Genomic DNA, 13,361 nt, shown 5'->3' with positions numbered 1-13,361 from the left:
ACATTTTTTACCAATCGGTTTATATTGAAGTTAAAACAACATAAACAGGAATAGAAAACCACCACCCTGAAAAAATTCCTATATTTGCATATTTTTTAAAAATCAGTATAGAAAGCCGATTTATATGCGTAATAAGTTTCAGGAATATAAGCAGTTAGATTTATCTCAAATAAACAAGGAAGTTTTACAACGTTGGGAAACCGATGATACTTTTCATAAAAGTATTTCTACACGTGAAGGGCGCCCTACATTTGTATTTTATGAAGGCCCGCCCTCGGCCAACGGAATGCCGGGTATTCACCATGTGATGGCACGGGCCATTAAAGATATTTTCTGCCGTTACAAAACCATGAAAGGATTTCGGGTGCACCGCAAAGCAGGATGGGATACCCATGGTTTGCCGGTGGAGCTGAGTGTGGAAAAATCGCTGAACATTACCAAGGAAGATATCGGCAAAAAGATTTCGGTTGAAGAGTACAACAACGCCTGCCGCAAAGAGGTGATGAAATATACCCGTGAGTGGGAAGAGTTGACCCGCATAATGGGCTACTGGGTAAACATGGATGACCCCTATGTTACTTTTGATAACCGCTATATTGAAACCGTTTGGTGGTTGCTAAAAAATATTTATAAAAAAGGCTTGCTGTACAAGGGCTATACCATACAACCCTACTCGCCTGCGGCAGGAACCGGTTTGAGTTCGCACGAGCTTAACCAGCCGGGGTGTTACCGCGATGTTAAAGATACCACGGCTGTGGCGCAGTTTAAAGCCATTCGCAACGGGAAATCAGAGTTTTTATATGAGGGAGTAGATACCGACTTGTATTTTCTTGCCTGGACAACTACTCCGTGGACCCTGCCGTCGAACACCGCGCTTTGTGTGGGGCCGGCTATAAAATATGTAAAAGTAAAATCGTTTAATCCATATACCGGGTTGCCGGTAACGGTTATCCTGGCAAAAGATTTATGCCCTTTGTATTTTAACAAAAAGAACGAAGGCCTGTCCTTTGATGAATACAAACCGGGTGATAAAAATATTCCCTACAAATTACTGGCAGAATATTCCGGTGAAGAACTTGCCGGCGTAGCGTACGAACAACTGATTGAGTGGGTAAAACCAAAAGGAAAAGCTTTTGAGGTAATCACCGGCGATTTTGTGACCATTGAAGACGGTACCGGGATTGTACACATCGCTCCGACTTTTGGTGCCGATGATGACCGTGTGGCAAAACAACATGGCATATCTCCGCTGATTGTAGTGGATGCCGACGGAAAAAACCAGGCACTGGTTGACCGGAAGGGAAGATTCTATCCAACAGCCAACCTCGATCCGGATTTTGTTGCAGACTTTGTGAATGTTGAAAAATACCATGACTTTGCAGGCCGGTCGGTAAAAAACGAATACGACGATAAACTGGATGAAGATGCTCCGACTGTTGACATCGATATTTCGGTCATGTTAAAACAGGAGAACAAAGCGTTTAAAATTGAAAAGCATGTGCACAGCTACCCGCATTGCTGGCGTACCGATAAACCGGTGTTGTATTATCCGCTGGATTCCTGGTTTATAAAAACAACGGCTGTTAAAGATAAAATGGTGGAGTTAAACAACACCATCAATTGGAAGCCCCAAAGTACGGGTACCGGCCGCTTTGGAAACTGGCTGGAAAATCTGGTGGATTGGAACCTGAGCCGCTCCCGCTTCTGGGGGACACCTCTGCCTATCTGGAGAACAGAAGACGGCTCCGAAGAGATTTGCATCGGCTCTACCGAAGAATTGACGGCAGAAATAGAAAAAGCTATCGATGCCGGGTTTATGACTAAAAATCCGTACGAAGGGTTTGAACCGGGAGATAATACGAAGGAGAATTACGATAAAATAGACTTACACAAACCGTATGTAGATAAAGTAGTGCTGGTTTCTCCGGGTGGACAAAAAATGTTCCGAGAACCTGACCTGATTGATGTATGGTTTGATTCCGGATCAATGCCCTATGCCCAACATCATTATCCGTTTGAAAGCCCCCACCTGACCTCCCCCCGGGGGGGAGGAAGTGTTCCAAAGTGGCAAACTGCGAGAGATTCGAGTTACGGTTTGTTAAAGGAGTTGGCAAAAAAACAAAAAGAGAATCCAACAGATGCGGAAGTTTTTCTTTGGAATAATTTGAAGGGGAAACAACTGGAATACAAGTTTAGACGACAACATATTATTGATCAGTTTATTGCAGATTTTGTTTGTTTGGAAAAAAGATTGATCGTTGAAGTTGATGTTGGTTATCACTCATTGCCAGAAGTTCAGGTTTCAGATGAACAACGCACAGAAATATTGAAAGAATTAGGATTCACAGTAATCCGGTTTACCAACGAAGAAGTAATTAACAATATTGACAGTGTCCTTCATGAAATTACCACTGTCCTTAACTCCCTCCCCCTCGGGGAGGGTTGGGGAGGGGCTGGCTCTGGCCTTTTCCCTGCCGATTTTATTGCTGAAGGTGTTGACCAAACACGCGGATGGTTTTTTACATTACACGCCATTGCTACCATGACGGATGAATCGGTAGCTTTTAAAAACATTATATCCAACGGATTGGTGCTGGATAAAAACGGCAATAAAATGTCGAAGCGTTTAGGGAATGCGGTTGATCCGTTTGCTACAATCGAAAAATACGGTTCCGACCCCTTGCGCTGGTACATGATTACCAATGCACAGCCCTGGGATAATCTGAAATTTGATGTCGCCGGTGTGGAAGAAGTAAAACGGAAGTTTTTTGGAACACTTTATAACACCTATAACTTTTTTGCTTTATACGCCAATGTGGATGATTTTAGCTATGCAGAAAATGAAATCCCGTTGGAGAAACGCCCGGAATTGGATCGCTGGATATTGTCGCTGCTCAATTCATTGATAAAAGAAGTAGGGGAAAGCTACGAAAGTTATGAACCCACCCGGGCTGGAAGGGCCATTTCAGAATTTGTAACTGAAAACCTGAGTAACTGGTTTGTGCGGTTGAGCCGGAAACGATTCTGGGGAGGTGAATATTCAGAGGACAAAATCTCTGCTTATCAAACCCTGTATACCTGTTTGGTAAATGTGGCAAAACTGATGTCGCCGATTTCACCGTTTTACGCCGATTTGCTTTATGCCGACTTAAATAAAATAACCGGTCGGGAAGCAGATCAAAGTGTTCATTTAGTCGATTTCCCTGCCTTCGACGAGAAAGTAATCGACAAAGACCTGGAAGAAAAAATGGGAATTGCCCAACGCGCTTCCTCCATGATTTTGGCATTACGCCGGAAAGAAAAGCTGAAAGTGCGCCAGCCGCTTGCAAAAATTATGGTTCCGGTGTTAAATCCGCATTTTCGCGACCAGTTTAACGCGGTAAAAGATATCATTTTAACCGAAGTTAACGTAAAAGACGTAGAATATCTGGAGGATACAACGGGTATCATAAAAAAGAAGATAAAACCCAATTTTAAAACGCTTGGGCCAAAGTACGGGAAACTGATGAAACAGATTGCAGGAGCGGTAAATCAATTTAATCAAACCGATATTTCGGAGCTGGAAAGCAATGGAGGTATAGAAATCTCAGTGGGTGAAGAGAAAATTGTACTCACAAAAGAAGACGTTGAAATACAAACAGAAGATATTCAGGGATGGACACTGGCAACCGAAGGTCAGATGACCATTGCGCTGGATATCAATGTGACAGAAGAACTGAAACTGGAAGGAATTGCCCGTGAGTTCATTAATAAAATTCAGAATTTACGAAAAGAAAGCAATTTTGAAGTAACTGACAGAATAAATCTTGTGATTGAAAAGCACGAAAAAATAAATGATGCCGTTTTAAGTCATAAAGATTATATTTGCACACAAACTTTGGCAAACGATCTTAAATTGGTTGAAAATTTGGAGAATACTGATGCCAAAGAAGTTGAAATTGACAAGGATGTTGTAACGCAAATTCTTGTAGAAAGATTGAACTAACGATATGTTGTTTGGCCTAAATTAGGTATTAAAAAATTACTAAATTAGGGCACAATAAAAAATCGGGAAGAAATTAATAAACCCTTTTATCATGGGAGAAAAAAACAGATATTCAGATGAAGAGTTAAAGGAATTCAGAGAGCTCATTCAGAAAAAGCTTAAAAAAGCTCAGGAAGATTATGAGATGTACAGAAATTCCATTACTCTTGGCGACGGGAATGATACGCAGGACACTTCGCCAACCTTCAAAGTATTGGAAGAAGGAGCTGCTACATTGTCAAAAGAAGAAGCCGGGAAACTGGCTCAACGTCAGCTAAAATTTATTCAGCATTTGCAGGCTGCTTTGGTTCGCATTGAAAATAAAACATACGGTATTTGTCGGGAAACAGGAAAGTTGATTTCCAAAGAGAGGTTGCGTGCCGTGCCACATGCTACATTAAGTATTGATGCAAAAAACAGCCAGAAGTAATTTATAAATTACAATAATATTTAAGTTTTGCTCTTCGGAATATTCAATGATTTGAAAAATCCGGGAGCTTTTTTATTTGATTAAGATGAATTTTTCACGACGCAGTAAATCATTGGCAATAATATTTTTAATTCTGATTGTTGATCAGATTTTGAAAATTTGGATAAAAACAAGCATGTCTCTTGGCGATGAAATTGTGGTTTTTAAAGATTGGTTTATTCTTCATTTTGTCGAAAATAACGGAATGGCTTTTGGTTTTGAATTTGCCGGTGAATACGGGAAAATGTTTCTAAGCGTTTTCCGGATTTTGGCGGTCGTTGCCATTGGCTGGTATTTGTCAAAATTATACAAGCAGAAAGAAATTCCTTTTGGATTTATTGCAAGTATTTCTCTTATTCTGGCGGGAGCTGTTGGCAACATTATCGATAGTTTGTTTTACGGAATGATATTTAATCACAGTTACGGGCAGGTCGCAACTCTGTTCCCTGATGGTGGCGGATATGCCGGCTTTTTGCATGGCAGGGTGGTGGATATGTTTTATTTTCCACTGTTTAGCGGTACCTACCCCGGCTGGTTACCTTTTGTTGGTGGGAATGACTATCTGTTTTTCAGACCGGTTTTTAATATTGCTGATTCAGCGATAACGGTTGGAATTTTTTCGATACTAATTTTTTACCGCAAATATTTTAACAAACTGGATGAAAAACCGGTTTCCGAAGAAGAAAATACAACAAAAGAAGAGGAGGCTAAAGTAGAAAACTAAACGTTTTTCGAGCGGCTAAAATCCACTGAATCCTTCAATTTATTTTACCTTTGTAAGCGCTGCTTCATTTTTATGATTATGGAAAATCAGTTTGTCATTTACAACACAATTTCACGAAAAAAAGAAGTATTTGAACCCCTCGTTCCGGGGAAAGCCGGATTGTATGTTTGTGGTCCAACCGTTTACAGCAATTCGCATTTGGGGCATGCCCGCGCTTACATCACATTCGATTTGCTCTTCAGGTACCTTACACATTTGGGATACAAGGTGCGTTATGTCAGGAACATTACAGATGTTGGACACCTGGAGGATGAGGAAGAGGAAACGGGTGAAGACAAAATTTCAAAAAAAGCCCGGCTGGAAAAGCTGGAACCCATGGAAGTGGTTCAGATGTACATGAATACTTTCCATCGGAATATGGATGATTTAAATGTTATCAGACCAAGTATTGAGCCACGAGCTTCAGGGCATATTATTGAGCAACAGGAAATGATCGAATCGATTCTGGAAAACGGTTATGCCTATGAGTCGAACGGTTCGATTTATTTTGATGTTGAAAAGTATAACAAAGAATACAACTACGGAAAACTATCAGGAAGAAACCTTGAAGATATAAAAACAAACACCCGTGTGCTTGACGGGCAAAGTGAAAAGAAAAATTCCTTTGATTTTGCTCTGTGGAAAAAGGCGACACCGGAACACATTATGCGCTGGCCATCCAAATGGAGCGATGGTTTTCCGGGCTGGCATCTGGAATGTTCGGCGATGAGTACAAAATATTTGGGTGAACAATTTGATATTCATGGCGGAGGGATGGATTTGAGATTCCCTCATCACGAGTGCGAAATTGCACAGTCAACAGCCAGTCAGGGGAAAGAAGCCGTTCGTTACTGGATGCACAATAACATGATTACAATAAACGGTCAGAAAATGGCCCGGTCGCTCGGAAATTTTATTACGCTCGATGAATTATTTACCGGAAATCATGAGGTGCTGAAACAGGCTTATTCTCCGATGACCATCAGGTTTTTTATTTTACAGGCGCACTACCGCAGTACGATTGATTTTTCAAATGAAGCTTTGCAGGCATCGGAAAAAGGCCTGGAGCGTTTGATGACTGCCTTACAAACACTGGATAAACTTACTGCTTCGAAACAGTCAACTGTTAATGTTTCTGAGTTAAAAGAAAGCTGTCTTGCTGCTTTAAACGATGATATGAACAGCCCGATTGCCATTGCACATCTTTTTGAAGGCGTTAAAATGATTAATTCATTAAAGGCCGGAAACGAAACAATTTCGGGCGAAGATTTAAAAGAGCTAACGGATTTTTATAAAACGACGGTGTTTGATATTCTGGGATTGAAGGAAGAAAATAGTGAAAAAAGCCAGGACAATGAAGTTTTGGAAGGGGTCATTGACTTGTTGCTGAAATTGCGACAGGAAGCGAAAGCGAACAAAGATTGGGGAACGGCGGATAAAATCAGAAATGAGTTGAACGAACTGGGGGTGGAAATTAAAGACACCAAAGATGGATTTGAGTGGTTGTTAAAATAAAAGCCTTTTGAACTTACTACAAGGGAGAAAAGGCATTTTTGGCGGTTTTAGTTTTAAAAATAATATTTCTGATTCCCTTACAGGAGGATTCAGGAAACCTAAAAATAAATGATCATGTTTTCAGGAATTGTAGAAGAATTTGGAACAGTAGTAAAAATCGAAAAAGAGCAGGAAAATGTACATTTTACGCTGACTTGTTCTTTTGCCGGTGAATTGAAAGTAGATCAAAGCCTTTCGCATAACGGTGTTTGTTTAACAGTAGTTGAAGTAAATAAGGATGCGAAAACATATAAAGTTACCGCCATAAAAGAAACACTTTTAAAATCAAATTTAGGTTTGCTGGAAGAAGGTTCAAAGGTAAATCTGGAACGGAGTATGATGATGAATGGCCGGCTCGACGGGCACATTGTTCAGGGGCATGTGGATCAAACAGCAAGCTGTACAAAAGTAGAAGAAGCAGATGGAAGCTGGTATTATACATTTGAATATGCCTTTGATATTGAAAAGGCAAAGCAGGGGTATATGACCGTTGAAAAAGGGTCGGTGACCGTAAACGGAGTTAGTTTAACAGTGGTAAATTCAAAAAATAATTCGTTTCAGGTGGCCATCATTCCTTTTACGCAGGAAGTAACCAACTTTCATACTTTTACCGAAGGCACAGTTGTGAATCTTGAATTTGATATTATTGGAAAATATCTGAGCAAATTAAATTCTTTTGTTCAATAAAATGAATCTATTTATATATTTTGAAACCCGGTTTTTACCGGGTTTTTTGTTTATTGTTTTTTGAACATAAATAAACAAATTCTGTTTATTTTTTAAACTGAAATCGTTAACTTTTTACAATGGAAAAAACAGCATTAATTACCGGGGCATCTAAACGGGTGGGAAAAGCCTTAACCGAACACCTGGCTTCAAACGGTTGGAATGTTGTTATTCATTACAACAGATCTGAAAAAGCTGCACAGGAATTGGCTGATTCGTTAAAACAAAAATTTCCAAAACAATTTTTTGAAATCGTTAAAGCCAATCTTTTTGAAATAGAAGAAGTGGAAGGGTTAATATCCAAAGTGGTTACAGAATATGGCAGGTTTCATTTGTTAATCAATAATGCATCGGTGTTTGACCCCGGGGATATAGAAGAAACTGACGTTAAGCTTTTTGATACGCAAATGAGTGTAAATCTGAAAGCTCCTTTTTTTTTAACTCGGGATTTTGCAAGGGTGTGCAGAGAGGGAAACATTATCAATTTTGTAGATACCAGGATTACAAGCAATAAATCAAATTTTTCAGCCTATTCACTTTCAAAAAAAACATTGTGGGAGCTGACAAAAATGGCTGCATTGGAGTTTGCTCCGGAAATCAGGGTGAATGCAATTGCGCCCGGTGTAACTTTAGCTCCCGAAGATAAAGATGAAAAATACCTGCAGAAAATGGCCGGCAAAATCCCGATGAAAAAGCCGGGTGGTATGTTGCCTGTTTTGCAAAGTTTAGACTATATCATTCAAAATGAACATTTAACAGGTCAGCTCCTTTTTGCTGATGGCGGAGAAAACCTTGGACAAAAAGCTTAAAAGATGGCAAAAATCAGAATAAAAAATCTGCTCATAAGAACCTATATTGGATTTAATCCTGACGAATTGGTTAACAAACAGGATGTAATGATAAATATGGAAATCGATGCTGAAATTCCGGAAGGTGCGATGGAAAAAGACGAACCTGATAATATTTTCGATTATAAAACCATTACAAAAAGAGTAATTTCACACGTTCAGGAAGGGCGTTTCAAATTGCTGGAGGTACTTACACAAAGTATTCTGGATTTAATCATGGAGGACCCCAAAGTTAAATGGGCGAGGGTGGAAGTAGATAAGCCACATGCACTTCGGTTTGCAGAGTCAGTTTCTATTGAAATGGAGGCAAAAAGATGAATTATGCAATTGTTGGTATCGGTTCCAATATTGATGCTGAAACGAATATCAAAAATATGCTGACCAACCTGAAACAGAGAGTAAATGTAATTAAAGTTTCACCTTTACTAAAAACCAAACCGATAGGAATTGAAAATCAACCCGATTTTACAAACGGCGCTGTAAAGATTGAAACCGGGTTAAATCGTGAAAATTTAATCAAATTGCTAAAATCCATTGAGAACGAAATGGGTAGGGATCGTAGCCAATCAAAATTTGGACCTCGTTGTATCGATTTGGATCTTGTGGTTTGGAACGGTGAAATTGTGGATCAGGACTATTATACCCGCGATTTTTTGAGAGATAGTGTTAAAAATGTATTGTAGAATTTATCTAAAACTGCAGCAGTCCTGAATAATGATTGTTAAACTGTTCAAAATCGAAGGGGTATTCTTCTCCCAGATTTTCCTTGTATTTTGTCAGGAATGATTTAAAATTAAATTTCGCCAAATGGGTGTTATTGGTTTTTTGTAGTACCAGAACTTGCATGTAAACCGCCTCTTCACTCATGTCGTCGTATTCCAGAATTCTACGTGAAATAGCCTCGATTTTATCTAATTTATTCTCTTTAAAATAAATATTTGCAAGTTTCAGCAAATTGTCGATGACCTGATTTCCGGTGAGCCCTCTTATCTCATCCAGCCAGGGCCAGTCCATCTCTTTTAAAAATCTTCCCCGTTTTACCAATTGATAGAAAGATTCCAACTCCGATTTTGTCATTTCACCGGTTTTTTGACATAACTGAAATGCTTGGTTAAAATCACAAAAAAACTCAGGGCTTGTAGTTATCTGTATAAAACCATTTTGTGTAGCGATTTCTATTCCATCAATCCTGTTTAAAATTCTTCGCAGTTTGTTTAGAGTAACAGCTCTGTTGTTCGCTACTTTTTTTGAGGAAATGCCAGGCCACAGATTTTCGTTGATATCATTTATTTTAGCTCCTATTCCGTTTTTTACAGAATGAATCAGGATAAAGAGAAATAACTCGCGTACTTTGGGTGTAAACAGGTCGGATATTTCATTCGCATCTTTATCAATGGCAAAGAATTTTCCAAATAGTCTGAGCTGATTTGCCGAATTGGATGCTGGAAGCTGCACTGTTGCCGAAGATATTTCCAACTTTTTTCTTTTAATAAAGATAAAGGCGATTGCCAGGAGGAGCAGAAATGATAAAATTCCAATAATCAGTTTTACATTGATGCTTTCAGCAGGACTAGTGGCTTCAGTTTCCCGGGGTATAACCACATTTTCATTTAAAGCAAGGCGATTAATTTCTTCAATTCCCAAAGGGCGGTCCCAAAAATACAGATCATCGATATACCCCCGTAAACTGGCACCGCTTGATAATGCGCTTCCTATATGAATGTTTCCGGTACCGGAAAATGGCGGATGACCATCCGAACTGCCGATATTTTTTCCGTTGAGAAAAATAGATTGTTCACCTGTTTCAATAATGTATCTCCAAACCAAATGATACCAAATGTTTGGTTGCAGCACTTCCTCCGAAACATAGTCGTTTGCATAAAGGCCAAAATAAGGATGCCCGGAGCGCAAAATTAAATGAAATCCTTTTCTGTATCCACTTTCGTTGTTCCCTATTATTGCATTATCGCCAAACTCCAGGATGTCTGTAAATTTTACAAAACAACTAACCGTAAAACTCCCGTTTCGCAGTCCGTAATTTCCCAGATTTCCCAGATTAATGTCTGAATTCTCCGGTAGCTTTAACACATTTCCCCGTTCAATATCCTGAGTAAATGAATAGTTTTCTCCAACATAAGTTTTTGATGGATCAATTGTATTCAATAAATCGCTCTCAAAATTAAATACCCCGGAAAGCCCTTCTGATAAAAGCGCAGGTGTTGCTATTATGGAGTAACTCTCCGGAACCTCCATTTCACCTGTCACAACTATTTGTTCGGGAGTCATGTTAAATCCCGGAGCAAACGGAGAAAGCATTATTTCTTCTCCTCCGCGTATCGGAAAACTAAACCTGCCATTTGTTACAGTAACTTCAGGATTTCTCCAGTATACTTTTTCTAAAATTTTGCCCGCATATTTTACTGTACCGTCAACCCACGAAAAAGATCCCAGTTGAGAGACTGTGAAATTATAGTCCCTGTATCTTTCGCCAATAAAAAGAAAATTGGGTCTTTTTCCGTGGCTTGTCCAAACCTCAAGCAGATAATTAACATAGTCAGGAACAACATTGTTACTTAAAGTATTTGGTGCAGACCTTACTGGTAGTTTATCAAGGTTATCTATCATAAACAGTTCCTGATTTAAGCCTGTATTTAGATTACTAACCAGATTTGCCCCAACGATGTCGTTTCCTGAAATTTTTATCACATAGTTGTCCAGTTTATGCAGAATCCTGCTTTCGCCAACATAATTTCCTGTAACAAAAAAGATTATTCTGCGGTTTGCCTGAACCAGGTACTCATAGGCTGGCCATGTTTCTCCCAAAGGCAGATAAAATATTTTCTCGGTAATCAGCGAATTTTTTAATACTGAATCGAGTTTATTGATATTATCATTAAAGTTCAAAAATACAGGAACTATCGCCTCACTTTGTTCGTTTAAAAGCGCGTTGATTTTTTCCAGCAGAAAATTAAAATCCTGGTTGTTCTCCTTTAGAACAATGTTTTCGTTTTTTTCAATAACTTCTACTTCAATGCCCGAATACGCGTTGTTTTTTAAAAAAGACCAGAAAGAATTGCTGCTGATATTTTTCTCACTGGCCTCCACAACCAAAAAAGAATAATCGATAAAATCATTCGTCTTTCCTGTTTTTGGAAAAAGAAGGAGTTGGATTATAATGATAAATGCTATGACCTTAAATATAGAAAACATTCGATTATGAAGCTAATAGGTGTATTGTTTACCACTTAATTTTTTATTATTTTCAGTTCAAATATATATTTTTTTTCAAGAATGAAAAATTTTTACAAAAAATGAATTAAAAGTATAAGTTGTTTTAAATCAATAATTTCATTGCTTCAATTAATTTTAAATTAAGAATGAATTAAATATCAGGTACAAGGGGTATTAATAAATAGCTAATAGCCTAAAACTATATTGGCGCCATTAAACTTTGAAATGAATTAAAAACCAGGTGAGGCGAAAGTATTATTTGATTTTTATCGCGGGAGGATTAACTTTTATATTGTTGCTAACTGCATCAAAAAAAGTAGTTCATTATACATCAACGAACGAATCGTGCGCATCTTGTCATGTTCATCCGCATGCAGATGCAAGTTGGAAACTTTCAATACATCACAACACACCCAGTGGAGTGTCGATAAATTGTGTTGATTGCCATTTGCCACCAGAGGATCAGACGGTTCGGTTTCTGACACGCAAAGCATATCATGGAATTCACGATTTGTATGTTTATATGACAAAGGATGTGGATGAAATTAACTGGGAGGATAAAAGAACGCTGGAAGCTGCAAGAAGATTTGTTTACGAAGACGGATGTAAAAAGTGCCATACAAATTTATTTCCGTCGACATTAAACGCATTGGGAAGCGAATCGCATTTAAAATATCTGCGGGACCCGGAATCAACTTCCTGTTTAAAGTGCCACCCGGGAGTCGGGCATTACAGAGGAGAAACCAGTTTAACAATCGTAGAAGACAGAATCGCAAAGAATAAAGAAATTTACCAACATTCAACTAAAATAAATGAGTTCTCTGACTTTGTAGAAAAAATTCCTGAAACTTCGGTTTCTTTCAAAATGGTTGCCGTTCCGGGCGGACAATTTAATATGGGAAGCCCGGCAAATGAAGCTTACCGTCAACCAACTGAAGGACCTGTTCGTGAAGTAGAAGTTGACAGTTTTTGGATGGCTGAAGTGGAGGTTACCTGGGACGAATATCTGGCATTTTTTAATGCAACCAGTTCCCAGGGAAGAAAAGAAGCAGAGTTGGAAACAAATCAAGATGTAGATGGAATTACCGGCGCGACACCTCCTTGGGGCGCACCCGATCAAGGGTGGGGAAAAGGAAGTCGCCCGGCGATTACCATGAGTTTTCACGCAGCGGAAACCTATTGCAGGTGGTTGAGCAGTGTAACAGGTAAAGAATACCGTCTGCCCACAGAAGCTGAATGGGAATTTGCTGCCAGGGGAGGAACTCATGGAGCCTATTTCTTTGAAGGAGCACCTAAAGATTACGAATCCGATGGATTTTTTAAGAAAATATTTGGTGTTGATACTACCGTGATTAATTCGTATGTTATATACCAGGAGAATAGTCCGTATAAAACGCAACAACCGGATAAAGTAAAAGCAAATCCGTTTGGTTTAAAGAATATGCTGGGCAATGTTGCTGAATTTTGTCTGGATTACTATGATCCTCAGGTTTATGGGAAATATCCTCAGGGGATAGTCAAAAATCCGCGTGGTCCAAGAAGTGGACAGGAACATGTTGTTCGGGGCGGTTCTTATAATAATTCAGCAAAGGATGTACGTGTGGCACGTCGTGATTTTACAAAAACCAAAGAGTGGTTGGTGACCGACCCGCAAATACCCAAAAGTATTTGGTGGTATTCAGACAGTAAGAATGTAGGTTTCCGTGTTGTATGTGAATACGACCCGAATGATTTTCAATAAAAACA

10 protein-coding genes are annotated in these 13,361 nt (G+C 39.1%); 9 read left to right on the top strand and 1 reads right to left on the bottom strand.

Annotated elements, in window-relative coordinates:
* The first annotated feature begins 124 nt into the window (after positions 1–124).
* The 8 genes from ileS (at position 125) to folK (ending at position 9,067) form a co-directional block, all read left to right on the top strand.
* Positions 125–3,985 (top strand): isoleucine--tRNA ligase, encoded by a 3,861-nt coding sequence (gene ileS / locus GM418_RS07930; protein WP_158864870.1) that lies wholly within the window; start codon positions 125–127, stop codon positions 3,983–3,985.
* A 91-nt stretch (positions 3,986–4,076) separates the two neighbouring features.
* Positions 4,077–4,454: a TraR/DksA family transcriptional regulator gene (locus GM418_RS07925; protein WP_158864868.1), complete on the top strand. Its 378-nt coding sequence runs from the start codon at positions 4,077–4,079 to the stop codon at positions 4,452–4,454.
* An 85-nt stretch (positions 4,455–4,539) separates the two neighbouring features.
* Entirely contained in the window at positions 4,540–5,217 is a 678-nt protein-coding gene (locus GM418_RS07920; RefSeq protein WP_158864866.1) for a lipoprotein signal peptidase, read from the top strand.
* 78 nt (positions 5,218–5,295) lie between these two features.
* Positions 5,296–6,771, top strand: coding sequence for a cysteine--tRNA ligase (gene cysS, locus GM418_RS07915; RefSeq protein ID WP_158864864.1), 1,476 nt, complete (start codon positions 5,296–5,298; stop codon positions 6,769–6,771).
* Between the two features lie 114 nt (positions 6,772–6,885).
* The gene (locus GM418_RS07910) at positions 6,886–7,497 is read left to right on the top strand and encodes a riboflavin synthase (protein ID WP_158864862.1); all 612 of its coding nucleotides are present in this window, start codon (positions 6,886–6,888) and stop codon (positions 7,495–7,497) included.
* Positions 7,498–7,616: 119 nt separating this feature from the next.
* On the top strand, positions 7,617–8,345 hold the full coding sequence (locus GM418_RS07905; protein WP_158864860.1) for an SDR family NAD(P)-dependent oxidoreductase: 729 nt from the start codon (positions 7,617–7,619) through the stop codon (positions 8,343–8,345).
* A 3-nt stretch (positions 8,346–8,348) separates the two neighbouring features.
* The gene (locus GM418_RS07900) at positions 8,349–8,702 is read left to right on the top strand and encodes a dihydroneopterin aldolase (protein ID WP_158864858.1); all 354 of its coding nucleotides are present in this window, start codon (positions 8,349–8,351) and stop codon (positions 8,700–8,702) included.
* Complete coding sequence (gene folK, locus GM418_RS07895; protein ID WP_158864856.1) at positions 8,699–9,067, top strand: 2-amino-4-hydroxy-6-hydroxymethyldihydropteridine diphosphokinase; 369 nt, start codon at positions 8,699–8,701, stop codon at positions 9,065–9,067. The genes GM418_RS07900 and folK overlap by 4 nt, the downstream gene beginning before the upstream one ends.
* 7 nt (positions 9,068–9,074) lie before the next feature.
* On the opposite strand, the gene GM418_RS07890 is transcribed toward folK, so the two are convergent.
* Positions 9,075–11,594, bottom strand: coding sequence for a LamG domain-containing protein (locus tag GM418_RS07890; protein WP_158864854.1), 2,520 nt, complete (start codon positions 11,592–11,594; stop codon positions 9,075–9,077).
* 262 nt (positions 11,595–11,856) lie between these two features.
* Here GM418_RS07890 and GM418_RS07885 point away from each other — a divergent pair, with 262 nt between their 5' ends.
* Complete coding sequence (locus GM418_RS07885) at positions 11,857–13,356, top strand: SUMF1/EgtB/PvdO family nonheme iron enzyme (RefSeq protein WP_217447737.1); 1,500 nt, start codon at positions 11,857–11,859, stop codon at positions 13,354–13,356.
* Positions 13,357–13,361: the final 5 nt, after the last annotated feature.

It is taken from the genome of Maribellus comscasis, assembly GCF_009762775.1.
GTDB classification, from domain to species: Bacteria; Bacteroidota; Bacteroidia; order Bacteroidales; family Prolixibacteraceae; genus Draconibacterium; species Draconibacterium comscasis.
Note: the sequence above shows the minus strand (reverse complement) of the source record. Positions and strands in the feature narration are given on the sequence as shown.

Coding starts and splice junctions, on each gene's coding strand:
- GM418_RS07905 (WP_158864860.1), top strand. CDS start 7,617: ATGGAAAAAACAGCATTAATTACCGGGGCATCTAAACGGGTGGGAAAA.
- folK (WP_158864856.1), top strand. CDS start 8,699: ATGAATTATGCAATTGTTGGTATCGGTTCCAATATTGATGCTGAAACG.
- GM418_RS07900 (WP_158864858.1), top strand. CDS start 8,349: ATGGCAAAAATCAGAATAAAAAATCTGCTCATAAGAACCTATATTGGA.
- GM418_RS07920 (WP_158864866.1), top strand. CDS start 4,540: ATGAATTTTTCACGACGCAGTAAATCATTGGCAATAATATTTTTAATT.
- GM418_RS07910 (WP_158864862.1), top strand. CDS start 6,886: ATGTTTTCAGGAATTGTAGAAGAATTTGGAACAGTAGTAAAAATCGAA.
- GM418_RS07925 (WP_158864868.1), top strand. CDS start 4,077: ATGGGAGAAAAAAACAGATATTCAGATGAAGAGTTAAAGGAATTCAGA.
- ileS (WP_158864870.1), top strand. CDS start 125: ATGCGTAATAAGTTTCAGGAATATAAGCAGTTAGATTTATCTCAAATA.
- GM418_RS07890 (WP_158864854.1), bottom strand. CDS start 11,594: ATGTTTTCTATATTTAAGGTCATAGCATTTATCATTATAATCCAACTC.
- cysS (WP_158864864.1), top strand. CDS start 5,296: ATGGAAAATCAGTTTGTCATTTACAACACAATTTCACGAAAAAAAGAA.